At 41.1% G+C, this 25,749-nt stretch carries 22 protein-coding genes; 16 read left to right on the top strand and 6 right to left on the bottom strand.

The genetic code is table 11. The annotated features are described in order from the left end of the window. Nucleotides 1-21: 21 nt before the first annotated feature. Nucleotides 22-819, top strand: coding sequence for a thioesterase family protein (locus tag MKI85_RS06370; RefSeq protein ID WP_241626293.1), 798 nt, complete (start codon nt 22-24; stop codon nt 817-819). Between the two features lie 15 nt (nt 820-834). On the opposite strand, the gene MKI85_RS06375 is transcribed toward MKI85_RS06370, so the two are convergent. After that, on the bottom strand, nt 835-1,824 hold the full coding sequence (locus tag MKI85_RS06375) for an ABC transporter substrate-binding protein (protein WP_241626076.1): 990 nt from the start codon (nt 1,822-1,824) through the stop codon (nt 835-837). Between the two features lie 3 nt (nt 1,825-1,827). Beyond that, nucleotides 1,828-2,421 (bottom strand): ANTAR domain-containing response regulator, encoded by a 594-nt coding sequence (locus tag MKI85_RS06380; RefSeq protein ID WP_241626078.1) that lies wholly within the window; start codon nt 2,419-2,421, stop codon nt 1,828-1,830. 462 nt (nt 2,422-2,883) lie between these two features. Here MKI85_RS06380 and MKI85_RS06385 point away from each other — a divergent pair, with 462 nt between their 5' ends. The 14 genes from MKI85_RS06385 to MKI85_RS06450 all read left to right on the top strand — a co-directional run bounded on the left by MKI85_RS06385 (nt 2,884) and on the right by MKI85_RS06450 (nt 19,133). Further along, entirely contained in the window at nt 2,884-4,224 is a 1,341-nt protein-coding gene (locus MKI85_RS06385; protein WP_413350933.1) for an MFS transporter, read from the top strand. Nucleotides 4,225-4,248: 24 nt separating this feature from the next. Further along, nucleotides 4,249-6,795, top strand: coding sequence for a nitrite reductase large subunit NirB (gene nirB / locus MKI85_RS06390; RefSeq protein WP_241626083.1), 2,547 nt, complete (start codon nt 4,249-4,251; stop codon nt 6,793-6,795). A gap of 14 nt (nt 6,796-6,809) precedes the next feature. Further along, complete coding sequence (gene nirD / locus MKI85_RS06395; protein WP_241626084.1) at nt 6,810-8,429, top strand: nitrite reductase small subunit NirD; 1,620 nt, start codon at nt 6,810-6,812, stop codon at nt 8,427-8,429. Nucleotides 8,430-8,487: 58 nt separating this feature from the next. Then, nucleotides 8,488-11,268, top strand: coding sequence for a nitrate reductase (locus MKI85_RS06400; RefSeq protein WP_241626086.1), 2,781 nt, complete (start codon nt 8,488-8,490; stop codon nt 11,266-11,268). Then, nucleotides 11,265-11,876: a molybdenum cofactor guanylyltransferase gene (gene mobA / locus MKI85_RS06405; protein WP_241626088.1), complete on the top strand. Its 612-nt coding sequence runs from the start codon at nt 11,265-11,267 to the stop codon at nt 11,874-11,876. The genes MKI85_RS06400 and mobA overlap by 4 nt, the downstream gene beginning before the upstream one ends. Nucleotides 11,877-12,005: 129 nt before the next feature. Further along, nucleotides 12,006-13,022, top strand: coding sequence for a GTP 3',8-cyclase MoaA (gene moaA / locus MKI85_RS06410; protein WP_241626090.1), 1,017 nt, complete (start codon nt 12,006-12,008; stop codon nt 13,020-13,022). Nucleotides 13,023-13,026: 4 nt separating this feature from the next. Continuing rightward, the gene (locus MKI85_RS06415) at nt 13,027-13,287 is read left to right on the top strand and encodes a MoaD/ThiS family protein (protein WP_241626295.1); all 261 of its coding nucleotides are present in this window, start codon (nt 13,027-13,029) and stop codon (nt 13,285-13,287) included. A gap of 3 nt (nt 13,288-13,290) precedes the next feature. Beyond that, nucleotides 13,291-13,809 (top strand): molybdenum cofactor biosynthesis protein MoaE, encoded by a 519-nt coding sequence (locus MKI85_RS06420; RefSeq protein ID WP_241626092.1) that lies wholly within the window; start codon nt 13,291-13,293, stop codon nt 13,807-13,809. Between the two features lie 24 nt (nt 13,810-13,833). Next, the gene (gene moaCB, locus MKI85_RS06425; RefSeq protein ID WP_241626094.1) at nt 13,834-14,757 is read left to right on the top strand and encodes a bifunctional molybdenum cofactor biosynthesis protein MoaC/MoaB; all 924 of its coding nucleotides are present in this window, start codon (nt 13,834-13,836) and stop codon (nt 14,755-14,757) included. Beyond that, entirely contained in the window at nt 14,757-15,983 is a 1,227-nt protein-coding gene (locus tag MKI85_RS06430; RefSeq protein WP_241626096.1) for a molybdopterin molybdotransferase MoeA, read from the top strand. The genes moaCB and MKI85_RS06430 overlap by 1 nt, the downstream gene beginning before the upstream one ends. A gap of 43 nt (nt 15,984-16,026) precedes the next feature. After that, nucleotides 16,027-16,791, top strand: coding sequence for a molybdate ABC transporter substrate-binding protein (gene modA / locus MKI85_RS06435; protein ID WP_413350937.1), 765 nt, complete (start codon nt 16,027-16,029; stop codon nt 16,789-16,791). A gap of 10 nt (nt 16,792-16,801) precedes the next feature. After that, nucleotides 16,802-17,485 carry a molybdate ABC transporter permease subunit gene (gene modB, locus MKI85_RS06440; protein ID WP_241626099.1) on the top strand — a complete coding sequence of 228 codons (684 nt, stop codon included), beginning with the start codon at nt 16,802-16,804 and terminating at the stop codon, nt 17,483-17,485. A gap of 3 nt (nt 17,486-17,488) precedes the next feature. Then, nucleotides 17,489-18,127 (top strand): ATP-binding cassette domain-containing protein, encoded by a 639-nt coding sequence (locus tag MKI85_RS06445; protein ID WP_241626101.1) that lies wholly within the window; start codon nt 17,489-17,491, stop codon nt 18,125-18,127. A gap of 112 nt (nt 18,128-18,239) precedes the next feature. Then, nucleotides 18,240-19,133: a LysR substrate-binding domain-containing protein gene (locus MKI85_RS06450; protein WP_241626103.1), complete on the top strand. Its 894-nt coding sequence runs from the start codon at nt 18,240-18,242 to the stop codon at nt 19,131-19,133. 517 nt (nt 19,134-19,650) lie between these two features. Here MKI85_RS06450 and MKI85_RS06455 read toward each other — a convergent pair. The 3 genes from MKI85_RS06455 to MKI85_RS06465 all read right to left on the bottom strand — a co-directional run bounded on the left by MKI85_RS06455 (nt 19,651) and on the right by MKI85_RS06465 (nt 23,613). Next, complete coding sequence (locus MKI85_RS06455; protein WP_241626105.1) at nt 19,651-20,439, bottom strand: crotonase/enoyl-CoA hydratase family protein; 789 nt, start codon at nt 20,437-20,439, stop codon at nt 19,651-19,653. Between the two features lie 282 nt (nt 20,440-20,721). Further along, the gene (locus MKI85_RS06460) at nt 20,722-21,849 is read right to left on the bottom strand and encodes a hypothetical protein (RefSeq protein WP_241626107.1); all 1,128 of its coding nucleotides are present in this window, start codon (nt 21,847-21,849) and stop codon (nt 20,722-20,724) included. Nucleotides 21,850-22,197: 348 nt separating this feature from the next. Next, complete coding sequence (locus tag MKI85_RS06465) at nt 22,198-23,613, bottom strand: aspartate ammonia-lyase (protein WP_241626109.1); 1,416 nt, start codon at nt 23,611-23,613, stop codon at nt 22,198-22,200. Nucleotides 23,614-23,753: 140 nt separating this feature from the next. On the opposite strand from MKI85_RS06465, the gene MKI85_RS06470 reads away from it, so the two are divergent. Then, nucleotides 23,754-24,626, top strand: coding sequence for a LysR substrate-binding domain-containing protein (locus MKI85_RS06470; RefSeq protein WP_241626111.1), 873 nt, complete (start codon nt 23,754-23,756; stop codon nt 24,624-24,626). Between the two features lie 176 nt (nt 24,627-24,802). On the opposite strand, the gene MKI85_RS06475 is transcribed toward MKI85_RS06470, so the two are convergent. Continuing rightward, a complete protein-coding gene (locus MKI85_RS06475; RefSeq protein ID WP_241626113.1) occupies nt 24,803-25,738 on the bottom strand; it encodes a LysR family transcriptional regulator in 936 nt (311 codons plus the stop codon). Nucleotides 25,739-25,749 lie beyond the last annotated feature (11 nt).

Genomic DNA, 25,749 nt, shown 5'->3' on the forward strand with positions numbered 1-25,749 from the left:
ATGCAACAACAGGATGTCACTATGCCAGCTTATTATCGTTTGATTCAGCGTGAAAATAATGCTGATGGTAGCGTAACCGCACATTACCAATCACACTTACATGCGCAGGGGGCTTGGAATCCACATGAGCAACATATGGCACCAGCATCAGGAGTCATGTGTGCGGAGTTGGAACAGTTCTTAGCCCGCGAGGAAATGCGAATTGGACGTATCAGTTTCGATATTTTTGGCTTGATTGCTTTTGGTGATTTTAGTATTACCACGCGTATGATTCGGGGTGGTAAAACCATTGAATTGATTGAAAGTGAAATGCAAGCCAATGGTAAAACCTGTATTGTGGCGCGTGCATGGAAAATGCTGACTCAAGACACGCATAGTATTGCGGGGCTTGAAGATAAAAAAGTACAACATCCAGAGCAATTGCCAATTTGGGAAGGTATGAAGTGCTGGGCAGGTGGCTATATTCAAAGCATTGAAACCCGTACCGAACCAGCCCGACGTGCAGGAAAGGGCGTGGTCTGGTTGACCAATCATTGCAATATGGTCGAAGGCAAGACTACCAGTGACTTTGTTAAACTGATGGGCATGGTCGATACCGCCAATGGTGTCGTTCCTCGTCAAGATCCGCAGGCGGGTTGGGCATTTCCTAATCTAGATTTACAAATTCATTTGTATCGTATGCCACAAGGACAATGGCTTGGACTTGAGGTCGAGCAACAATATGGTACTGACGGCATAGGACTAACCAGTGCTGTATTGCATGACACGCATGGACCATTTGGGCGCAGTGAACAAATTCTCACCTTAAGAAAACTTTAAATGCACCCATCCAAATTAAAGCTGAATGATACATTGCTGGCTTAGGGCTTTTAGGTCGGCATCATTCACTTGTACCTTGCTCCATTTCTGCATTTGCTGGATTAACCATTCAAAGTCTTCAATCTTTGGACTTGCACTGTCTTCAATAAAGTTGCGAATAATCTGCTGGATTTTATGGAATTTTTGCACATGCACGCTATCTGAACATTCAAACTGAATCACATCATAGGCATGCAACAATTCCCAAATTTGATTAAAGTCGGACATGACTTTAATTTCAGCCTGTGCTTTTTCAATGGCTTGAGTCATGGCTTTGAGGGTATTGGGATTGGCTGTTGCCCAATCTTGTGTTACCGCCAGCACCTTGTCAGCAATCGCAGGAATCACATCTTCACTCGAAGCGACAATCTGACTAATGCCTAAAATTTCGCCTTGGGTATTCCACGGTTCACCGACACAAAAACCATCAATCACCTGACTCTTTAACGCTTCCACCATATAAGGCGGCGGTAAAATTCTGAGTTTGATGGAATGTGCTAACTCAGGATTTGCCAGTGCTAACCATTCACGCAAACAGTAGTGATGAATCGAGTTGGCAAACACATGCGCCAGTTGAATATTCTGCCCTTGCTGAATCGCTTGAGTCACTTTCTCTGCAATGTCTTTAGGTGTATCTTCTGCTTGAACATCTAAAGCAAAACAGAGCTTTTGACTTAAACTGATATAGGCACGGTTTACACTCAGCACCAAAGGTGTTTGAAAGGGAATCCCTATTTGGTCGGTACCGATGCTGGCTGCGGGTAAAATACCTGAAAGACAATGTGCTGCATCTAATACACCAAAGGCTAGACGATCACGCAGACTCGCCCAAGAGGCTTCTTTAACCAAGGTCACATCGAGACCCAGTTCCTCAAAATAGCCACGATGCTTCGCCCAAAGTAGCGCGATACAATCTAATAAGGGAATATAGCCAAGTTGGATTTGAGTTTTTTCTAATGCAGACATGGCTTAATCCTTCAATTTGGTTTGTAGTAATTCTTGCGCATCGAGTAGGCGGCGTGCCATTTCTCCCATGGTGATTCGATGGCTCATCGCATTTTTACGCAACAGTTGGAAGGCTTGATCTTCAGTGAGTTGATGCAGCTGCATCAGCAGGACTTTGGCTTTTTCCACATCTTTACGATCTGCCAATTTACTTTTGGTTTCCTTTAAATCTGAAAGCAGCTTTTTATGCTTTTTAAATTGTTCAATCGAAATCTCTAAAATGCTCTCAAGTTTGGAAGGATCTATACCATCGACAATATAAGCCGTAATGCCTGCGTCAATCGCGCTTTTGATCATCTCTTTTTGGCTATTTTGGGTAAAAAGAACGGTCGGTAAATCAAACTGGCTGACACAGCTTTCAATAATGTCGCGATGTGGATGATCCATATCTAACAAAATGACATCGACCTGTAAGTGTTCCAGTTTGAACATATTCAGATGATCGATGGTTAAACAGGCAACCACATCAAAATCATGTGCGATCAATGAGTCTTTAATATAGTGGGCACGATCTTGATCATCATCAATCAAGGCAATTTTAAGTTTAAGCTTTGGCATATTGAGCTATCGCTAATGATATGAGTCTGAATCGACTCGATTTATACTTAAACCTGTAAAGCAAAAAACATACCACCAATGTTTTTTGCCATAAATGAATACAAAAAATAACGTTGCTTTCATGTGAATCGCGGTTACTGCACCACAAGTAAGCAAAATGTACAATTTGGATGCAAGATTAGATTTTTTGACCAAAGCATCGCAATAAAATCGCCGTGATCAGCCTGTGGTTGTTCATCAATAGATCTAAAAATGGAAGGGAGGTGAGTTTTTTAATATAAAAACAGTAGCTTATAAAAAAATAAACAATATTGGCATACTGTTTGCATAATTAAAACTGAGTCAAAGACGACTCTAAAAAATTTGCAAGACGGCCAACGATGTCCGTTCTGATCGAGCTGTTATATGGCGAAAGCTGAATAACAGCATTTTATATACGTTCAGTTCAGGAAGGAGATGGTTATGTCTTCAAATTTATACGAGAAAAAAGCCACAACAATAAGTCTTTTTAATTTCAAGACTTCAGCGATGCGGGCCTTCCATATGAGTTGGCTCGCCTTTTTTGTCTGCTTTTTTGCATGGTTTGCCTGTGCACCTCTCATGCCTGTGATTGCAGGTGAATTTCATCTGACTAAAGATCAAATTGCCAATATTAATATTGCCGCAGTTGCCATCACTATTTTAGTCCGACTCATTGTAGGGCCATTGTGTGACAAATACGGTCCGCGCAAAACCTATACCACCTTACTCATCTTGGGCAGTATTCCGGTATTCGGCGTTGCTTCTGCGAATAGTTATGAATCATTTTTATTTTTCCGACTCCTGATTGGTGCGATTGGTGCGAGTTTTGTCATTACTCAATACCACACCAGCATTATGTTTGCACCAAATGTAGTAGGAACCGCAAATGCAACCACAGCAGGCTGGGGCAATGCGGGTGGTGGCGCGACACAAGCACTCATGCCGTTATTACTTTCAGCAATTGTGATGTTTGGTGTAGAGCAAGCAATGGGTTGGCGTATTGCTTTGCTGGTTCCTGGCATCATGATGCTGATCGTGGGTGGGCTGTATTGGAAATATACCCAAGATTGTCCTCAAGGTAATTTTAAAGAGTTACGTGCTCAAGGCGTTCAGGTCGGTAGCGATAAAAAAGGTGGTTTGAATATTCTGCTGCATGCTGCGCGTAACTATCGTGTTTGGATTCTATTTGGTTCTTACGCTGCTTGTTTCGGTATCGAGATCTTTATTCACAATATTGTTGCGATGTACTACGTCGAAAATTTTGACTTCGGCTTAAAAGAAGCGGGGCTCGCTGCAGGGATCTTCGGCTTATTGGCGCTGTTCGCTCGTGCCTTAGGCGGTATCATTTCTGACAAAGTCGCAACGAATAAAGGCTTGGATGGCCGTACTAAAGTGCTGTTTGGCATGATCTTACTGGAAGGTCTGTTCCTGATCTTATTCTCACAAATGAATACTGCTGTACTCGCAATCTTAACCATGACCGTATTTGCACTATTTACCCACATGGCTTGCGGAGCAACTTATGCACTGGTGCCATTTATCGATCGTGATGCCTTGGGTGGGGTGGCTGGCATTATTGGTGCGGGTGGCAATGTCGGCGCGGTTGCAGCAGGTTTCTTACTAAAAGGTGTCTTGGATATTCAAACTTGCCTGATGGTTCTGGGTGGACTGGTGGTAATTGCAGCAAGTTTTGTCCTCATGATTCGCTTTTCAGTCGAACACAAAGAGAAAGAACAACGTCTATTTGAACAAGCCGTGCTTGATCGTAACAACATGGCATAAGTAAAAAAATTAAGGAGAATGAATATGAAATTATTGATGATTGGTCATGGAATGGTTGGGCACAAATTTATTGAAAGTGTGCTGGAACATGCAGGTGATGAAGTTGAAATCACCATCCTTGCAGAAGAACCACGTTTAGCTTATGACCGCGTACATTTAACTGAATATTTCTCTGGTAAAAGCGCAAAAGATTTATCGCTTGCTCGTGCAGATTTTGCTGATGCCTATGGCATTGATTTACGTCTGAATACCAAAGCGACCGCAATTGACGCACAAAATAAATTGGTCACTACCAATCATGGTGAAACTTTAAGTTATGACAAATTGGTGCTGGCAACAGGCTCATATGCTTTTGTACCACCCATTCCAGGCAATGACCGCAAGAACTGCTTTGTTTACCGCACCATTGAAGACTTAGATGCCATTAAAGCTGCAAGTTTAAATGCTAAAACTGGGGTGGTGATTGGTGGGGGCTTATTGGGTCTGGAAGCAGCAAAAGCATTACGCGATTTAGCCCTTGAAACGCATGTGGTGGAATTTGCACCGCGCCTGATGGCGGTTCAGGTGGATGACTTAGGCGGTAAAGTATTACGCACGAAAATTGAAAATCTTGGAGTTAAAGTTCATACCCAAAAAGCCACCCAATCGATTGAAGATGGGTCATCTGCAGTGCATGTGATGAAATTTGGCGATGGTTCTGAACTTGAAACGGATATCGTCTTGTTCTCAGCAGGTATTCGCCCACGTGATGAACTGGCACGAAGTAGTGGTTTGGCGATTGGTGAACGTGGCGGGATCGTGATTAATGATTTCTGCCAAACCAGCCATGAAGATATTTATGCAATTGGTGAGTGTGCACTCTGGAACAATAAAATCTTTGGTTTGGTTGCCCCAGGTTATGACATGGCACGTATTGCTGCCAAACACATGATGCAGCAAGACACCAATCTGTTTGCTGGTGCAGACATGAGCACCAAACTGAAATTGATGGGTGTCGATGTCGCCTCGGTCGGTGATGCGCATGCGCTGACGCCTAATTCACTCAGCTATTTCTATGCTGATGAAGCAGCGCTGGTGTATAAAAAAATTGTCATCAATGCAGAAAAAACCAAACTGCTAGGAGCAGTACTGGTTGGTGATGCTCAAGAATACAATGATTTACTTCAAATGATGCTAAATGGACTGGCATTACCCGAAGTTCCAGAAAGCTTAATCATGCCAGGGTTTGCTGACTCAGCTGCCAAAGCAGGTGGAAGTGGTGTTGATTTACTGCCTGACAGTGCCACCATTTGTTCATGCAACAATGTATCAAAAGCAGATCTTTGCCAAGCCATTAGTGAGGGTTCGACCTCTTTAGGTGCACTGAAAAAATGTACCAAAGCGGCGACGGCATGTGGTGGTTGTACTCCACTGGTAACACAAGTCTTAAAAGCAGAATTACAACGTCAAGGTGTAACGGTGAACAATCACATTTGTGAACACTTTCCGTACTCACGCCAAGAGCTGTATCACTTGGTGCGCGTCAATGAAATCAAGACTTTTGATGATCTGATTCATCAACATGGTCATGGTTTAGGCTGCGATATTTGTAAACCGACGGCTGCCAACATTTTGGCATCGTGCTGGAATGACTTTGTCCTTGAGCCAAAACATGCGGGTCTACAAGACAGTAATGACTATTACTTGGGCAACATCCAAAAAGATGGCTCTTATTCGGTAGTGCCGCGTATGGCAGGCGGTGAAGTTACGCCAGACGGCTTAATTGCTGTGGGTCAAATTGCCAAAAAATATAATTTGTACACTAAAATCACTGGCGGTCAACGTGTTGACATGTTCGGTGCACAAGTGCACCAACTACCGTTAATTTGGGAAGAACTCAATGCTGCGGGCTTTGAATCGGGACATGCATACGGTAAATCATTACGTACCGTTAAATCCTGTGTCGGTAGCACATGGTGCCGTTATGGTGTCGATGATTCAGTTGGCTTGGCGATTTTCCTTGAGAACCGTTACAAAGGTCTGCGTTCACCACATAAATTAAAAATGGCAGTGTCAGGCTGTACTCGTGAATGTGCAGAAGCACAAGGTAAAGATGTCGGGGTCATTGCCACGGAAAAAGGCTGGAACCTTTATGTTTGCGGTAATGGCGGCATGAAACCACGCCATGCAGAACTAATTGCATCAGACTTGGATACAGCAACCCTGATTCGCTATATCGACCGTTTCTTCATGTTCTATATTCAAACCGCAGATCGTTTACAACGAACCAGTGTATGGCGCGACAACATGGAAGGTGGTTTGGATTATTTAAAATCCGTGATTGTTGAAGATTCTCTTGGTCTAGCCGCTGAATTAGAACGCCGTATGCAACACGTTGTTGGAACTTATCAAGATGAATGGCGTACTGCGGTAGAAAACCCAGAAATTCGTAAGCGCTTCCAAACCTATATCAATGCCGATGTCGATCAGCAAGCCGATCCACACATCCAATTTACGCAGGAACGTGGACAAATTCGCCCTCTCAGCGAAGCGGAACGTGCAGCAGAACGAATTCCAATGGTTGAAGCATAATAAGGAGAATCAACATGACCAGTTTAAACCATAAAAATATGCTGCCAGAACAAGAGTGGGTTGATGTCTGTGATTTGAGTGACATTACACCAAATACAGGTGTGGGCGCCTTGGTGGGTGGACAATCAGTTGCATTATTCCGTGTGGGTACAGAAAAGCGCGTTTATGCACTCAGCAATAAAGATCCGTTCAGCCAAGCCAATGTCATGAGTCGCGGCATTATTGGTGACTTACAAGGTGAGCGTGTCATTGCTTCTCCAATCTATAAACAACATTTTAGCTTGGCGACTGGGCGCTGCTTGGAAGATAAAGATCAAAAACTTTTGGTTTTTCCAACCAGAATTCAAAATGATCGCGTCATGGTTTGCCCGACAGCACAAAAAACCTATATCACCAACAATGGTGTGAGTTCAGAAAAAATGAATTTGGTTTTGGTCGGCAATGGACTCGCAGGTATGCGCTGCCTAGAAGACTTATTGGATATGGCACCTGATCGTTATGAAATTACCGTGATTGGTGAAGAACCATGGGGCAACTATAACCGAATTATGCTGTCACCTGTGCTTTCAGGCGATAAAACCATTGAAGATATCATACTCCATTCACATGTCTGGTACAGCGAAAAAGGGATTCAGTTTATTGCAGATGATCCTGCAATCAAAATTGATCGGCCACGTAAGCAAGTGCATACCCAAAAAGGCATGGTGGTGAACTACGATCGCCTGATTTTAGCGACAGGTTCGAAACCTTTTATTCCGCCTATTTCTGGTGCTGACCTGAAAGGTGTGATGAGCTTCCGTGACATTTATGATGTCAATCAAATGCTGGAATACAGCAAAAACAAGAAGAATGCCGTGGTGATTGGCGGTGGCTTACTCGGGCTTGAAGCGGCCTATGGTTTAAAACGCCGTGGTATGAATGTGACAGTGCTGCACCTGATGGATCGAATCATGGATCGTCAACTAGACAGCCGTGCCAGCCAAATGTTACGTCATAACATTGAAGAAAAAGGCATCAAGATTATTACAGAAGCCAATACTGAAGCGTTGTTAGGTGTGGATGGTCATGTTAATCAAATTCGCCTGCAAGATGGAACGCTATTAGATGCAGATTTGGTGGTCTTTGCTGTCGGCATTCGACCAAATATCACTTTGGCACAAAGCGCGGGCTTAAGAACCCAGCGTGGAGTGATGGTCAATGACACCATGCAAACGTATGACCCAAGTATCTATGCCGTTGGTGAATGTATTGAGCATCGCAGTCAAACCTTCGGTTTAGTAGAACCGCTGTGGGGACAAGCATTTATTTGTGCTTCGCATTTGGCAGAACATGGCAGTTTAACCTTCAAAGCGCCAACCGTGCCAACACAGCTGAAAGTCAGTGGTGTAGATGTGTTTTCAGCAGGTAATTTCGAACCGTCTGAAGATTTTGAAGACATCATTTTGAATGATGAAAAACGTCAAATTTATAAACGCATCATTATTCAGCATGACAAAGTGATTGGTGCGGTGTTGTTTGGAGATACTGAGGATGGCGCTTGGTATGCAGAGCTGATTGCAGATCAAACGCCAATCTCGAATATTCGCAATAAATTGCTTTTTGGTCGGGATTTTGCATTAAAAAAAGTAGGCTAATTTCAGGTACAACATTTTTTGCTGCCATGGGTTCAAAAGAAATAAAAGGGAGCACCGTATGACCAGTATTCCATTTGTGGAACTTCAAAGCTCGACAACTCCAGTCACAGTGAGCACAAAGACAACCTGTCCTTATTGTGGAGTGGGGTGTGGAGTTGTTGCACATGTCAAACATACGGCGCAAGGGCAAGTGGTTAGCGTGGAGGGAGATGCAACGCACCCCTCCAATTTCGGTAAATTATGTATTAAAGGCAGCAATTTAGCCGATACCCTTGGACTAGAAACACGTTTATTGCAGCCGATGTTAGGTCGAAATACACAGCGTAAAATGGCGACTTGGGATGCCGCCATTACTCAGGTTGCACAGCAGTTTCAGAGCTGTATAGAGCAATATGGACCTGAAAGTATTGCTTTTTATGTGTCAGGGCAACTGCTGACCGAAGACTATTATGTGGTGAATAAGTTTGTAAAAGGCTATTTGGGTACGGCAAATATTGATACCAATTCGCGCTTATGCATGTCTTCTGCTGTGGCAGCGCATAAACGGGCTTTTGGTGAGGATATTGTTCCTGCCAGCTATCAAGATTTTGAACAGACCGATATGGTGGTATTGGTCGGATCCAATACCGCATGGTGCCATCCAGTTTTGTATCAGCGCATCATGCAAGCCAAAGCAGAACGGGATATTTTCGTGGTTGTGGTCGATCCACGTTTTACCAGTACCTGTGAACAAGCCGATTTACATTTGCCAATTTTACCCGGGCAAGATATCGCGCTGTTTAATGGTTTATTGCAATATTTACATCAAAAAGGTTTTGCTGATCAGACTTTTATTGATGCACATACCCAAGGTGTGGAAGCTGCTATACAGAGCAGCCAAGCAGAACAAAACCCTGAAGATGTCGCCAAGCAAACAGGGATTTCACTCGAAAAACTCCTACAATTTTATGAGAAATTTGCACTAACTGAACGCGTGATGACGCTGTTTTCAATGGGCGTCAATCAATCTTCTCAAGGCGTGAATAAAGCCAATGCGATTACCAATTGCCATCTATACAGCGGAAAAATTGGCAAAACTGGTGCAGCTCCTTTCTCGATGACAGGTCAACCGAATGCCATGGGCGGACGTGAGGTGGGTGGCTTAGCCAATATGCTGGCTGCGCATCTAGATATTGATAATCCGCAGCATCAACAGTTGGTACAAAACTTTTGGAAAAGTCCCGTGATTGCTAAATCTGCGGGTTTAAAAGCCGTCGACTTATTTGAGGCGGTGGAAAGTGGCAAAATTAAAGCGCTTTGGATTATGGCAACCAATCCCGTGGTGAGTTTACCCAATGCAGATCAGGTCAAACGTGCTTTAGAAACATGTCCTTTGGTTGTGGTTTCGGATATTTGCCAAAATACCGACACCACTGCATATGCCGATGTATTGCTTCCAGCACTGGGTTGGGGAGAAAAAGATGGCACAGTGACCAATTCAGAACGTCGCATTTCCAGACAACGTGCCTTTTTAGATGCGCCAGGCACCGCTAAAGCCGATTGGTGGACGGTCTCACAAGTGGCAAAAAAAATAGGTTTTGGTGGTTTTGACTTCCAGAATGTCAGTGATATTTTTATTGAACATGCCCAACTTTCAGCCTATGAAAATGTGCCTTTGGCACATCGTGATGAATCAGACACGTTCCGTTATTTCAATCTACAAGGCTTAACTGAACTCACAGCACAAGAATATGAGGATTTAGTTCCAAGTCAGTGGCCGGTTTGGGATAAACAGCAGCCTGCTGAAAGCGTGCGACACATTTATGCCAATGGGCAATTTAGTCATGCGAATGCGAAAGCTAAATTTATTGCGGTGGAAAATGTTGCGCCTGTGCATGCCTGCAATAGTGAATATCCATTGGTTCTAAATACAGGCCGTATCCGTGATCAATGGCACACCATGAGCCGCACAGGTTTGTCGGCAAATTTAAGTACGCATCGTGCAGAACCGTTTTGTGAGATTCATGCGCAAGATGCGTTGAAGTATGGATTAAAAGAAGGCGACTTGGTTGAAGTTTCATCTGCGTGGGGACGTTGTGTACTCAAAACTACCATCTCTCAAGGAATACGCCGTGGTCAAGTTTTTGCGCCAATTCATTGGAATGATCAAGTCGCTTCAGATGCTCGAATTGGTAAAGTGGTGAATCCTGTAGTGGATGCCATTTCAGGAGAACCCGAATTTAAGCACACGCCAGTGATGCTGCAACCGTTCTATACCCAGTGGCAAGGGGTATTTTATGTGCGCAATGAGTTTACCAATATGGTTCAGGACTCGATTGAAGCTTGTGTGTGGTGGACCAAAGTCACTACCGCCAAAGCAGTGCGCTATGAGCTGGCAGATCGTCGAAAATATGACGACATTACCGAACATTTAAAAGCACTGTTGCCGTTCCAAGATGAAAGTTTTGAATGGTTGAATGTCGATGATCACACAGCTCAAATCAGTCACAGCATCGTGTTAAAAGATGGCATTTTGATTGCAAGCTTGTACATCGCACCACGTGCCTTGCTGCCTGACCGTGATTGGGTGGCGGGTTTATTTAAACGTGAACGCTTAAGTGCCATGCATCGTAAGGCTTTGCTGGCAGGTCAGCCCATGTCGATGAGCAATAATGAAGGTTCATTGGTGTGTAGCTGTTTCAAAGTGGGTAAAAACCGAATCATTGAAACCATTAAAGAGAAAAAAATTACCAATGAAAAACAAGTGACGGCCTGTTTAAAAGCTGGCGGTAATTGTGGTTCTTGTTTACCTGAAATTCGCGGCTTAATTAAAGCTTGTCAAACGGAGGATGTGGAATGACGACACCTTATCCTGAGACTGATCTTGTCATCCTCGCTGGAGGACAGGCTCGACGTATGAATGGGATGAATAAACTTTTACAAACCTTTGATGATCAAATTCAGCTGTTAAAAATTCATCAAAGCTTGAAACATCAAGTGAATAGCATCTGGGTGAATAGTCATCGCGACTATTCGCTTTACCGCAAAATGGTTCCAAGTATTGCTTATTATCAAGATGAAGAGTCTGGTTTTTTAGGTCCACTCATGGGCATGAAAAGTGCTTGGAAACATGTCTTGGCAGACTATGTCCTGTTTGTACCTTGTGATGTGACCTATATTCCATCACGAGTCATTGAAAAGCTGCATGCAGCACTGGCAAAAAATACTCTTGCTGAAGTGGCTTTTGTCGAAATGAATGGTCGAGCGCTGTATCCCTTCTGCTTGCTCAAACGTAGTGCATTAGCACAGCTAAATCGACAAATTGATCTAAAACAGTTCAGTTTGAGGCAATGTTTTGCAGAAATGCACCCTCAAGTCGCACGCTTTAGTAATAAAAATCTATTTTTTCACAGTATTAACTCACTGGATGAACTCCAGCAGTATCAACAATTAAAACTTCTTAGCTAACTTCGGCTTAAGCACAAAGTTGGAACATTTATTGCAAGATAGTATCTGCTCATCAGCACAATCCAAGTGCAAGATGTAATTAAGCACAGTGATTGTGCGTTAGGATATTTCCAATCTGGAATTATAAGCATGACAGTATTTATGACAGAAAGCGCTGCTGCGTTTACCGATCAATTTGGTCGCAGCAAGCGTAAACTTCGAATTTCAGTGACGGATCGCTGTAATTTTAAGTGTGTCTATTGCATGCCAGAACATCCTGAATGGATGAAGAAACATCAGATTTTAAGTTTTGAAGCCTTGTTTCAGTTTTGCCAATTTATGGTGCAGCGTGGCATTCAACATATCCGCATTACTGGCGGAGAACCATTAATGCGTCAAGGTGTGGTTCATTTTATTGCGGAATTACAACAACTGCGAAAGCTTGGACTTCAGCAAATTTCCATGACCACGAATGGTCACTACTTAAAAAAATATGCGCAAGAACTCAAGTTTGCGGGATTAGACAATATCAATGTCAGTCTCGACAGCGTCGATGCAGCAGGGTTCTACCAACTCACCCAAAAACAGCTCGCGCCCGTGCTGGAGGGAATTCAAGCTGCTTTAGTTGTGGGGCTGCCATTAAAAATTAACAGTGTGCTCATTCAAGGACAAAATCACGAGCAAATCATTCCCTTGGTGCAATGGGCAAAAAACCTTGGTGTTCCACTGCGTTTTATTGAGTTTATGCCTTTGGATGGTGACCGTCATTGGACCACAGCACATGTGGTCAGTGAACAGCAGATACTGGATACGCTTGCATCGAAATTTAATGTTCAAGCCATCCACGAGCGGTCCAGAAGTCCAGCAAGACAGTATTTGGTCGATGAACATCCCATTGGCATTATTTCTACAATTACCCATGCCTTCTGTGGTGAATGTGACCGTGTTCGATTGACCGCGCAAGGTGAGTTTTATAACTGTTTATTTGCAACACAAGGTTTGGCTATAAAAACTGATATAGAACAGCTACAAACCAATCAAGACGTGTTGCCCAATGATTTGGAGCAAAAGCTGGAAGCCTATATCTGGAATAAGAAAGCAGGATTTCATGCCATACAGGCACAACAGACTCACAGAAAAATTAGTATGCATATGATCGGAGGTTAGTATGATGCAAGCCAGTTCAACCATCCAAATTCAAATTGAAGCCTACGGTGCAGTTGAAAAATTACTTCCATCCAATTTGGTGATTCAGACGCCCTTACATAGTGATATTGGCGCAGTGTTAACTCAACTCGCCGAATTATATCCTGAAGCTAAAACTCTGATTGAACGCTGTGCCTGTGCTATTGGTGAAGATATTGTAGCGCGTCATACCACCATTCAGCAGGCAATGACTTTGGTGCTGCTATCACCTGTAGCGGGAGGTTAAGCGATGAGCTTAAAGAACTTTCCACGTGTGCAATCTACTGCACTCGACCAAGCCAATTTTGATGGTATACAGTATTTCCCCGAGTGTGGCGGAATTGGCATCTTCATTGGCACAGTACGTAATCATCACGAAGGTAAAGCCGTCAAAGCCTTGAAATATACGGCTTATGCACCTGTAGCTGAAAAAATGATTCGAGCCATCGAGCAAGAAATCCAAGCCAAATATCAGGTTTCCTATGTCAGAGTGGTTCACCGCATTGGTGCTTTACATATTGGTGATACCGCGATTATTGCCATGGCTTATGCAGCACATCGCCGAGAAGCTTTTCAAGCGTGTGAAGAAGCAGTTGAACGGGTCAAACATGAAGTACCTGTATGGAAAGAAGAATTTTATGCAGATGGTAGCAGTCAATATGTAGAAGGCTGCTGTATTCGTAAAGACCATGATTATGTGGCAAAAACATCTGATCATTCGCATCACCATGACTGTCAGCATCATCATACGCAATCAGTAGCCGTATAAAAAATAGAGTTATAGGAATCAGCAATGAAAAATGTAGGCATGAAAGCCGAAAGTTATCGAACAGCCGTGGCAACAGGCATTTTACATGCGCCTGCTCATTGCATTGAATTACTGCGTAATGGCAATACCGAAAAGGGCGATGCACTGAAAACGGCTCGTATTGCGGGCATTATGGCTGCAAAACGGACCGATGAACTGATTCCTTTGTGCCATCCTTTACCAATTTACCGTGCAGATGTGGAATATGAACTGTTTGAGCAACATGTCCTGATCACCGCCACTGTAGAAACCATTGGACCTACAGGGGTAGAAATGGAGGCATTAACTGCTGTTAGTTTGGCAGGTTTAACTTTATATGACATGCTCAAACCACATTGTGAACCTGAAGACTTGTGCTTAGATCAGTGTAAATTGGCACAAAAAAAAGGCGGGAAATCGCACTATACTCGTGCTTTAAAAGATGCCATTCCAGCATCCATCATTGTACTTTCCGATACAGTAGCAGCAGGGAAGAAGCCTGATACTGCGGGATTGAATGTACTCGATATTTTAAAAGAGGCAAATTTTAAAGATATTGCTTATCAAGTCATTCCTGATAGTCCTGAACAGTTATTGGCATTAATCGAACAACAGAAAAATTATTATCCACTGATTTTGACAGTTGGCGGAACGGGGCTTGGACCCAAAGATCTGACTGTAGAAACCTTACAACCCTTGATAAAACGTGAAATTCCAGGACTGATGGAAGCATCCAGAAGTTTTGGACAAAAACGCACACCCTATGCGGCATTGAGCCGTGGTGTTGCGGGTTATATTGATCAGAGTTTGGTGATTACCTTACCGGGAAGCCGTCAAGGAGCAAAAGAGTCACTGATTGCGATTCAACCCGCATTAATCCATCTTTTTGATGTCCAAAAAAATATTCCGCATGCTGGAGGATACCAATAATGTCAGGATGTGGTGCAGAAAAAGGCTTGATCAGTGTTGACCAAGCTTTGGCGAAGATAATTGAAACTGTAAAGCCTTTGGCGAGTGATAAAATTTCGCTACAACACGCACTACATCACTATCTGACAACTGACATTTATTCTGAAATAGATTTGCCCTTGTTTAGCCAAAGCGCTGTTGATGGTTATGCGCTATGTAGCCATGAACCTATCTTAGCTGATGCACAATTTGAATTGGTGGGTGAAATACGTGCAGGACAAGACCAGAACACACAACTAGCACAAGGGCAGGCATTGCGTATTTTTACGGGTGCCAAAACTCCTGAAGGAACAACCACTGTTGCACGACAAGAAATCGTGACGGTTTTAGGGTCAAATCAAATCCAGATCGAATCAAATTTGGCAGCCCATGCAGATATTCGAGATGTCGGTGAAGAACTGTGTAAAGGACAACTGTTGGCAAATAAAGGGCAGCATTTAACTGTTGGTGCAATCGCAGCACTCAGTATGGCTGGTGTTTCAGAGGTCGAAGTTTACCGTTATCCACGTGTAGCTGTAGTCATTACAGGCGACGAAGTTGCTCAAAATTTAGATGATTTTGCAGCAGGCATGATTTTCGATGCCAATGCACCACTCATACAGGCATGGTTTGCAGAACGTCAACAACAGGTTCAAATTTTCCATGTAGCCGACACAGAGTCTGCTGTGGTACAACTCATTCAACAATTAAAATATGAATATGATGTGATTCTGACAACGGGTGGAGTCTCGGTCGGGGATTATGACTTTGTCCGCCCTGTTGCTTTAGCTCAAGGTTTTCAGCAAATCTTCTGGAAGGTCAAACAAAAACCTGGCAAGCCGATGTTATTTGCTGAATTTCAACGTTCACCTGAAGAATCTTGTTATCTGTTAGGACTTCCGGGTAATCCTGCCGCGGTATTTGTTGGTATGCAGGTTTATACCTCAATATTGCTTCAGGCACTGCAAGGTCAAGCACAGTTACCGAATTGGTTTACAGCGACACTGACTCAACCCATGAAAAGTGATGCCAGAGAGCGCTTTTTAAGAATGTATGCACATTTTGAGCAAGGGCAGTTAAGTGTCAAAAATCTATCGAAACAACAATCGCATATGTTAAGTAATTTGATGCAGGCCAATTGTTTGGTACGTATCCCTGATAATCAGGTACTGGAAGAGGGTTCTGTTATACAAGGACTCTTTATTTAAAACGGGATCTGTTATTTGGAGTAGGGTTAAACATGGTGAGGAAATGAAAGTTGTAAATGCAGTCATGCTTGGAATCACAACACTTTTGACAGCAACGGTACAAGCTGGAACTGTAAAAGTCTATGCGGCTGCAAGCTTAAGCAATGCCTTAACCGACATTTCAAAACTCTACCAAACGCAATATCCTCAAACTAAGGTTGTTCCTGTTTTTGCCGCATCATCGGCTTTAGCCAAACAGATCGAAGCGGGTGCCACTAGTGATATTTATTTTTCTGCTGACTTCGACTGGATGGATTATTTGGTTAAAAAGAAGAAAATCAACCGTATGCAGGTACAACCCTTTTTATTAAATCAATTGGTTGTAGTAAGCCCAATTCAAATGAATATTCCATTTCAAGCCAAACCACAATTTAATTTTGCAGGCTCATTTCAGGGACATCTGTGTACAGGTCAAATGGAATCTGTACCGGCAGGGAAATATGCCAAACAAAGTTTGATTAAACTGGGCTGGCTGGATGATTTAAAAGGCAGAATCGTGGGAACGGATGATGTCCGTGCAACACTGGCTTTTGTAGAGCGCGGAGAATGTTCCGTGGGAATTGTCTACAAGACCGATGCCTTAATCAGTCAAAAAGTCAAAATCATCGGAACTTTTTCAGCGAATACCCATCAGCCGATTATCTATCCAATGGCTTTAACGCTACAAGGGATGAGCAATAAAGAGGCGATACAGTTTGAACGCTATGTGCGTACAAACAGCAAAGCTAAACAGGTTTTTCAACGTTATGGTTTTGTGTTGAAGCAATAGGACAAACGCTATGTTAAGTCCAGAAGAACTCAGTGCATTATACCTCTCGGCTAAAGTGGCACTGTTTGCTACAGTCATGAGCTTGCCATTCGCAATTGCTCTGGCATGGGTACTGGCACGTTACGAGTTCCGACTTAAATTCTTAGTCGAAGCTGTTTTACAAATGCCTATGGTATTACCCCCAGTCGTTTTGGGCTATTTACTGTTGGTACTATTTGGTCAGCAGGGTTGGATTGGACGTTATTTGAATCAACTTGGAATACAGGTCGCGTTTAATTGGAAAGGGGCTGTCCTCGCATCTATGATTGTCGCATTTCCGCTGATGGTGCAGCCAATCCGATTGTCTTTTCAACTGATTAACCAACAATTGGAACACGTCGCAGCTACCTTAGGTGCAAACCCAATTCGGGTGTTTTGCAGTATCAGTTTGCCACTGGCAATTCCTGGCATCATCATTGGGAGTATTTTGTGCTTTAGCAGAAGCTTGGGGGAATTTGGCGCGACTATCACCTTTGTTGGAAATATTCCTGATGAAACCCGTACCGTCCCCATCGCCATTTACTCCTTTCTACAGCAACCAAATGGCGAAGAGATGGCGATGCGTCTGGTAATGTTATCGCTGTTACTGGCGTTTGGTGCTTTAATTGCGAATTATGTCATTTTACAGAAGTACCAAAAGCGACTTGGGGGTTAGGGTATGTTGAACTGTAACTTCCATTACCAGCGCGGTGAGTTTAATCTGCATATTCAGCTAGAAATGCAGCAACAGATTTTAGGCATTGTCGGTGCATCGGGGAGTGGTAAAACCACTTTTTTAAAAAATCTTGCGGGTTTACTTAAACCTAAGTCAGGCAGTATTCGCCTTGATCAACATTATCTATTCGACTCTACACAAAATATTCATCTTGCTCCCCATCAGCGGCATGTCGCCTTGGTGTTCCAGCAAGCCTTATTATTTCCACATTTAAATGTTCAGCAAAACTTGAAATATGCTGAAAAACTAAAAAATACATCGCAAATCAAGTTTCATTATGAGCAAATCATTCAACTCTTAGAATTAGAAAAACTGATTCAACGTAAAGCACACCAGCTTTCAGGTGGGGAGGCACAGCGCGTCTGTTTAGGGCGAGCATTATTGTCTTCTCCGCATTTATTATTGTTGGATGAACCGCTTACAGGTTTAGACATTCAGCTTAAACAGCAAATTTTACCCTTCTTAAAACGCATTAAAGAGGAACTCAATTTGCCCATGATATATGTCACCCATCATATTGAAGAATTAGAAAGTTTGGATGCGAAAATCTTAACCATGCAAGCAGGGCAATTAGTAGGCTAAAGCTTTAGAAAATACATACAATCACAGAAAAAGATAGAATTTGATATTGGAGATCGTATGAAAAAAGGCGATGATATATGCCTATTTCAACAAGAACAGGATTCCTAATTTAGTGTTTGAACTTGACGGTAAACTTCTCAGCATTTTTGTGTATGTATACAAATTCAAAAGTGTATCAATTGCAGCAGAACAACTCTGTATGAGTCAACCCGCAGTCAGTAATAGCTTAAATCGAATCCGTCAACATTATAACGATCCACTCTTTTTACGTATTGGCAATGAAATGATGCCTACGGAACTCTCCAAGCAGTTATTTCCATTGGTGAGCGAAGCATTAAACCGTATTGAATTAATTAATAATTTCACCATCGATTTTGATGAAATGAATTCGCATCAGCAATTTAACATTGCCATGACTGATGTCTCACATTTGGTGTTATTACCGAAGATGTCTCAATACTTAAAGCAGCATGCACCGCATGTGAGACTGAATGTACGTCCCATTACTTCTGAAACCAGTTATCAAATGGCGAATGGTGAAATTGACCTTGCCATTGGTTTCTTACCGCATATGGAAAATGGTTTCTATCAACAATTATTATTTGAACAATATTATGTGGTGATTGCGGCAAAAAATCACCCGCGCTTAACCCCGAATCATTTGACGATTGAACAGTATTTGGCTGAACCACATATCGATATTGATGCAGGCATTGGTCATTATCATATTGAAAATGAACTTTTAAAGTTAGACTTAAAACGCGATATTATTATGCGCTTACCCAGCTACTTAGGTGTAGGTTTGGTGGTGCAGGAATCTGATGCGATTGCCACTGTGCCTTATTATTTAAGTGAAGTATTGTTGTCACGCGGTAATTTGCAGATTTTTAATGCCCCAATTTCATTCCCAACTTATAGTGTGAAGCAGTTCTGGCATATGTCGTGCCATCATAAAACTAGCCATCAATGGCTAAGACAAATGTGTCATGAGATTTTAGCGCGATAAACTGAAAGACATAGATGCTTAAAACACATAAAGTAAAAGGAGATCATCAGGTCTCCTTTTTAATGTGTTTTTTTCAACGGTCATCTACGGCTTAAATCATCCATCTGAGATTGGTCGATCAGATAAATTTTATAGCTGTCGCATTTAAGGCATAAATGCTGAATCGGCGTTTACAACAAAGATCACACATACACAGAAAAATGCACAATATAAGAAAAACCAAAGAATCATGCGTTTAAAAGCTTTGTCTGAAATAGAGCTGTCCGCATATTTTTCAGGTTTTTTTGAACCTTGATCATCATTCATTACAAAACTCACTCTGTTATGGTCTGTAATGATTATGCAGCGACACAGGCAATCTCAGTAGATACACTTTTGAACTAAAAAACTATAACAGGAGATTCATCTATACTCTATCTGTTATGTTTTTTGACGAGCAATCCATGTTGCTTATTTTAATTTTATATTAAATATAAATATTTTATAATTTGAAAAGTTATATAACAACAATACCTGTTTATTTGCCTTTAAACATAGGGTTGCGTTTTTCAATCATTGCCATGACACCTTCATGTGCGTCTTCTGATTGAAATAATGCAGGCAAATATGAACCTAAATTTTGCAACGCTTGAGCTGATCCTTTTAAATTCGCTTCCTGTGCAGATTGAATCAAAGCTTGGACAGCCAAAGGCGCTGCATTGCAAATCTCTTGGGCAATTTGAACAGCACGAGTGAACTGCTTACCGCGAATTACACTTTCGGAAATCAGATTTAAATCTAATGCTGTGGCAGATGTAAAGCTTTTACCCGTCAACAAATAAGGCATGGCTTTTTGCCAGCCAGCTGCTTGAATAAAGCGTACGGTTGCACCGCCAAATGGCATAATGCCGCGCTGAACCTCCATTTGCGCAAATTTGGCATCTTCACTGGCAATCACAACATCGGCATTTAACATCAGTTCAATACCCGCAGTAAAACAGGTGCCTTGAATTGCAACCACAACAGGTTTAGTTCTTGGTTTACCACTCACTCCCCAAGGGTCAATTTGATCTGAACTAAAGTTAAAAATCCCTTGCGCTAATTTATCTTGAAGTTCAAGCAAATCTAGTCCTGCAGTAAAATGTTCGCCATGCGCAAAAATGACTGCACAACGTAAAGCTGAATCAGCTTCGTAGTCGGTCAAGGCTTGTGATAACGCTAAAATCATGTGGCTATCAAAAGCATTTCTTTTACTGACCCGATCTAAACCAATAAGTAAAAGATGATCTTGAACTTCACGACTCACACTTCCATTCACTTTATTCATTATTGCACTCCTTATTATTTTGTTGAGTGGACTCACTTATTATGGAATGACTCTTTCGAAAAATAAAAGCAGAGAACTGTAGCCAAATAATATAGTCCTGCTACACAGAAAAGTATGAAACAGATATAAGCTTATATTTGTTGAGGCTTTATAGTTTTGAATGGGGCGGTTTTGGTGATGCTTAAATCAACGGAACGCTGATTTGAGTTATTTGGTCGTTCTATAAGCCACTCTAAAATTATATTAAAATGCGGTCAGTCTAAGCTGACCGCATATAAACCTTTAAAAATTAAAGGCAAAATTAAGATAAAGCAATTGCTTCCAGTCTGTATCTTGCGAATCTGCAAAAGCATTCATATCACCGCCAATAAAGGCATCATTTTTTGCCCACATATACTCGGCATTGACTCGCAATTGTTTATAGTCAAACTGAAGTCCAGCAATATTGCGATAGGAATTTGGCATGTTGTCTTTTTTCAAAAGACCACTCAGCACGACATAAGGGCGGAAACCCGTCAGGCTTTGAAATTGATCAGGAATCCGATAGCCCATATCCGCCACATAATAGTAGGACTTGTTGGCAAGATTATATTCAGAATCAAATGAACCTAAAGTCGAGTAATTTAAATCATCTTGAGCATTATCAATCTGTTGATAGCCAAAGGTTAGAGTTGAATCAAACTGATCTTTTGTGGTTTTGGCAAAGATATTACCATTCAAACGTGAACCCGTTTTATTGGTATTTTGATTGTCTAGCTGCGAATACCAGAGTGAACTCCCGACTTTATAGTCTAAGTCTGCATTTTTATGTTGATAACTGTATTTACCAAACAGCATATGTTGTTCTTTAATACGCGTAGTATCGAGGGAGCTGCCTTTAACGAAATTGGCACTATAGCGAGAAGCATCCTGACTCGTACCAATATAGTTGCCACCATCCCCAGGGAAATAGCCAATACTCAGTGCATGTTGTTGTATTTGGTGATCATAACGGAAGCCTAAATTATGTGTATCTTGCATACCGAGGGTATACATCATACTTTCATAATAACTTCTGTCCCAATAAGTATCGGCACCGAAAGGAATGGGCTGTAAGCCAACCGTAAGTAACTTACTCGGATCAAATTGATAAGAAAAATAGGCATCTGACAACACTGTAAAATCGCATAATTCATCAAATTGGTAACAACGAGCAGTCACAGCGCCAGACCATTGATCCTTTTGATAATTGAAATACAAAGTCAGATCGTTAAATTTAGCTTTGCTTTTTTCAGTGTCAGCATATTCTTTATATTGATAGTTGCTATTGACCACCCCAGAGAATTTGAAATTTGCCTCATCAGCCAAGGCAAGTGGTGAATAAAAATAGAAAATAGGTAAACTCGTAAGAGCAGCATATTTTTTAAGCATGTAAGTTTCCTCAACAAGATTAAAAAAGAATAGATAAAGCAAGTGTTATAGAAATGAACTGATGCTGAAAATTCGTTATGGCTTTAAAACAGAAAGATGTAAAAATAGAAAAGTAAACTATTACATCGGAGATTTTAAAAATTAAAATCGAAGAGAAATAAAGAATTGAAAATCAAAATGCATACAGAAATGATCGTACATGACACTCACAATAAACTAGCGAGCGAGTAAGTTAATCAAAAATAATTAATTTTTCAAATTTACAGTCAAATTTAGGCTGTTCAGTAACAAAAAAGGAACTTAATGACTAAGTTCCTTTTTCAAATCTTAAATTACTAAATCAGATGCTTAAGCAGACTGTTTAGGGTGAACCATGTTCTGTACTGAAAGTACTTCTGCTAAAACTTCATCTGAAAGCAAGTTTTCAGCTTTAATGAGCGCCAAAATACTTTGACCAGATTCGTTTGCTTCTTTCGCAATGCGAGTTGTTGTCTCATAACCAAGGTATGGGTTCAATACAGTAATAATACCGATTGAGTTATCAACCAAGTGTTGGCAATGCTCAGCATTGGCACGGATATTCTCGATACATTTAAGCTGGAACATGCGCATTGCTTTACCTAACAAATCAATTGATTCGAATAGTTTAAACGCGATTAACGGTTCCATTGCATTTAACTGTAACTGACCCGCTTCAGCAGAAAGGGTAATTGCCAAGTCATTTGCAATAATTTGGTAGCAAGCCAAGTTCATTGCTTCCGGAATCACTGGGTTTACTTTACCTGGCATAATTGAACTGCCTGGTTGACGCGGTTCTAAATGGATTTCATTTAACCCTGCACGTGGACCACTTGATAATAGACGTAAGTCATTAGAAATCTTAGCAAGTTTAGTCGCAGTACGTTTTAAGAAACCCGATAATAAAACGAAATCACCCATATCTGAAGTTGCTTCAATTAAGTCAGGCGAACTTGAGATATTCTTTTGGGTAATTTGTGACAATGCTTCAATTGCATGTAAACGGTATTCTACTTCGGTGTTGATTCCTGTTCCAATCGCTGTACCAGCCAAGTTCACCACACTTAACGCATCAGGCATGATTCGATTCAACATGTTCAAATCATTTTGTAATGTATTAGCAAAGGCACCAAATTCTTGACCTAATGTCATTGGTACAGCATCTTGCAACTGTGTACGACCCATTTTCAAAATATGTGCAAATTCTTCAGATTTTGCACGGAAACTATCAATTAAGTTTTGGAATGGGGTGTTAAGCTGATCTAAAGAAAATAATAGACCGACTTTAATTGCAGTAGGGTATACGTCATTGGTTGATTGAGACATATTGACATCATTATTCGGGTGTAAATATTTATATTCACCTTTTAAATGTCCCATATATTCCAAGCCAATATTTGCAATTACTTCGTTTGCATTCATATTGGTTGAAGTACCAGCACCACCTTGAATCATATCAATTGGAAATTGATCATGATATAAATCATTCATCAACTGTTGACATGCATGCTGAATCGCATTGTATTTATTTTCTTCTAATTTATTTAATTTAAAATTCGAAACTGCGCATGCAGACTTAACCATTGCCAGTGCTTTAATAAAAATAGGAAAATGGCTTAATTTATTTGGGCTTAAATTGAAATTTTCTAAAGCTCTAAGTGTTTGTACACCATAGTAACAATGGAATGGGACTTCTTTAAAACCGAGTAAGTCTTTTTCAGTCCGTGATTTAATTTCAATGTTCATTTAGAGAAGCTCTATAGCGGGGTTAAATTAATCTTAGATCCAGAACCCTCAGGCTGGCTAATGTAAAAAAATATTTATCCATGCATTTTTTGCATAACACTGTATAATTAATGGCACCGCTTAAAATATGGACAACACAAATGTCATTGGAAATTCGCTGGATTGAAGATTTACTTGCTCTAGAACAAGAGAAGTCAATTTCAAAGGCGGCCGAACTCAGACATGTAACACAATCTGCTTTCACACGCAGAATTCAAGCCATCGAAGATGCACTTGGCTTTCAAATCTTAAAACGCTATAGCAAAAACGTAGACTTTACAGATGCAGGACAAATTTTACTATCTTCCGCTAAAAACATACAAAATCAACTAGATACAACCATTAAGTATTTGGAAAAAAATATCCGAAACAACGAACTTTCGATAAAGTTTGCTGTTTCTCATTCATTAATCACACAGTTTTTTCCGAACTTTATTCACAATTTATATACAGATATTAAAGATCTACAGCTTGAAATTATTGCAGCAAATATGAAACAGGGCATGCGATTATTGAAAGAAGGTTCATGTGATTTCCTCATTTGCTATTGTGATGAAGAAACCTTAAAACAATTGGATCATGCAATTTTTGCATTTCATAAAATTGTGAAAATGGAAATCTTACCTGTCGCTTCTGCACGTGATAAATACGAAAAATATAGTTTAGATCAAAACTTCCCTTTACTGTCGTACAGTAAACAAGCGTATCTCAGAAAATGTGTGGATCGTGAAATTGAAGATAAACTCGATTATCGAATTTTATATGAAACAGATAATGCGGGTGATCTAAAAGCTTTGGTTTTACAAGGACTAGGCGTTGCTTGGCTGCCTAAACTTTTGGTTGAAGAAGAGATTGCTGAAAATAAATTACGAGTATTAGATAATTATCATTTTTTCCAAGATATTTATATTATTCGTAGTAAAGTAATCTATTCGCAACGCATGGATTATATTTGGAATACCCTAATCCAATAATCAATTTTGGCATTGTATAAATCATAAGTTAAATAACTTAAAATAGATTTATATAATGCCAACATTCCTCTTAAATACTTGAATATTTACTGCATTATTTACTTCGCTGCTAATCTTTATACTTTGTTATTTGAACTTCTTATGAAGCCGCCGACTGTTTCCCTGTACATTTTTTATCAATCTGGTCTTAACAATGTTGGCGCTTGTTCAAGTTTTTGAGCGAGAAACTGGATCAATACTTTAAGCTTGGGAGGCAAGTGCTTCGTGGCTGGATAAAGTAGCCATGCACCACCACTGTAGTAGGTTTTGAAATACCAATCGGGTAGAACTTGAATCAATTGCTTATTCTGCAACGCTTGATTAGCGACAAAAAACGGTAAACTGGCAATACCAATATGTTGTAAGGCAGCATCTAGCCGCACGCCTGTATGATTGGCTGCATAGCGACCTTTGACGTGTACAGATACATTTTTACTTCCTTGCTGAAATTTCCATTTTGAATCAATGGCTTGTTCACCCAGGTAGATACATGAATGGTCTTTCAAATCATGCGGATGCTGTGGCATTCCATGTTGTGCCAAATATTCTGGTGATGCACAAATGACATGATCAATTTCAATCAGTTTTCGCCCCATTAAGCCATTATGCGGTTTTTCCGTAATGCGAATAGCAAGGTCAACTTCATCCTCTATGAGATCTACATAACGATCTTCTAAAAGTAGTTGAATGTCGATTTGGGGATACAGTCTTAAAAACTCAGGTAAATGTGGATGAATCAAATAATGTCCAACCGCTTTAGGGACACTCATGCGAATTTGTCCTTGGGGTTCAGCGTGAAATTTTTCTGAACTTTCCATAACGGCTTGGGCAGCATTCACCATATCGAGACAACGCTCATAAACCGCTTGTCCACTCTCACTCAAACGTAGTTTACGTGTGGTTCTTTGAATTAATCGTGTTCCCAAAGCTTTTTCAAGCCGTGAAATTGCACGACTGATGGCAGAAGGTGTGGTTCCCATCTGGCGAGCCGTTTCAGAGAAGCTATTGGTTTCTACCACTTTGACAAATGTAGCCATTTCATTGAGTAAATTAAGATTTTGATTTGTGCTCATAAGGCAAAAGT

This window comes from Acinetobacter zhairuonensis (assembly GCF_022601715.1).
Taxonomy (GTDB): domain Bacteria; phylum Pseudomonadota; class Gammaproteobacteria; order Pseudomonadales; family Moraxellaceae; genus Acinetobacter.

Coding starts and splice junctions, on each gene's coding strand:
- MKI85_RS06370 (WP_241626293.1), top strand. CDS start 22: ATGCCAGCTTATTATCGTTTGATTCAGCGTGAAAATAATGCTGATGGT.
- MKI85_RS06375 (WP_241626076.1), bottom strand. CDS start 1,824: ATGTCTGCATTAGAAAAAACTCAAATCCAACTTGGCTATATTCCCTTA.
- MKI85_RS06380 (WP_241626078.1), bottom strand. CDS start 2,421: ATGCCAAAGCTTAAACTTAAAATTGCCTTGATTGATGATGATCAAGAT.
- MKI85_RS06385 (WP_413350933.1), top strand. CDS start 2,884: ATGTCTTCAAATTTATACGAGAAAAAAGCCACAACAATAAGTCTTTTT.
- nirB (WP_241626083.1), top strand. CDS start 4,249: ATGAAATTATTGATGATTGGTCATGGAATGGTTGGGCACAAATTTATT.
- nirD (WP_241626084.1), top strand. CDS start 6,810: ATGACCAGTTTAAACCATAAAAATATGCTGCCAGAACAAGAGTGGGTT.
- MKI85_RS06400 (WP_241626086.1), top strand. CDS start 8,488: ATGACCAGTATTCCATTTGTGGAACTTCAAAGCTCGACAACTCCAGTC.
- mobA (WP_241626088.1), top strand. CDS start 11,265: ATGACGACACCTTATCCTGAGACTGATCTTGTCATCCTCGCTGGAGGA.
- moaA (WP_241626090.1), top strand. CDS start 12,006: ATGACAGTATTTATGACAGAAAGCGCTGCTGCGTTTACCGATCAATTT.
- MKI85_RS06415 (WP_241626295.1), top strand. CDS start 13,027: ATGCAAGCCAGTTCAACCATCCAAATTCAAATTGAAGCCTACGGTGCA.
- MKI85_RS06420 (WP_241626092.1), top strand. CDS start 13,291: ATGAGCTTAAAGAACTTTCCACGTGTGCAATCTACTGCACTCGACCAA.
- moaCB (WP_241626094.1), top strand. CDS start 13,834: ATGAAAAATGTAGGCATGAAAGCCGAAAGTTATCGAACAGCCGTGGCA.
- MKI85_RS06430 (WP_241626096.1), top strand. CDS start 14,757: ATGTCAGGATGTGGTGCAGAAAAAGGCTTGATCAGTGTTGACCAAGCT.
- modA (WP_413350937.1), top strand. CDS start 16,027: ATGAAAGTTGTAAATGCAGTCATGCTTGGAATCACAACACTTTTGACA.
- modB (WP_241626099.1), top strand. CDS start 16,802: ATGTTAAGTCCAGAAGAACTCAGTGCATTATACCTCTCGGCTAAAGTG.
- MKI85_RS06445 (WP_241626101.1), top strand. CDS start 17,489: ATGTTGAACTGTAACTTCCATTACCAGCGCGGTGAGTTTAATCTGCAT.
- MKI85_RS06455 (WP_241626105.1), bottom strand. CDS start 20,439: ATGAATAAAGTGAATGGAAGTGTGAGTCGTGAAGTTCAAGATCATCTT.
- MKI85_RS06460 (WP_241626107.1), bottom strand. CDS start 21,849: ATGCTTAAAAAATATGCTGCTCTTACGAGTTTACCTATTTTCTATTTT.
- MKI85_RS06465 (WP_241626109.1), bottom strand. CDS start 23,613: ATGAACATTGAAATTAAATCACGGACTGAAAAAGACTTACTCGGTTTT.
- MKI85_RS06470 (WP_241626111.1), top strand. CDS start 23,754: ATGTCATTGGAAATTCGCTGGATTGAAGATTTACTTGCTCTAGAACAA.
- MKI85_RS06475 (WP_241626113.1), bottom strand. CDS start 25,738: ATGAGCACAAATCAAAATCTTAATTTACTCAATGAAATGGCTACATTT.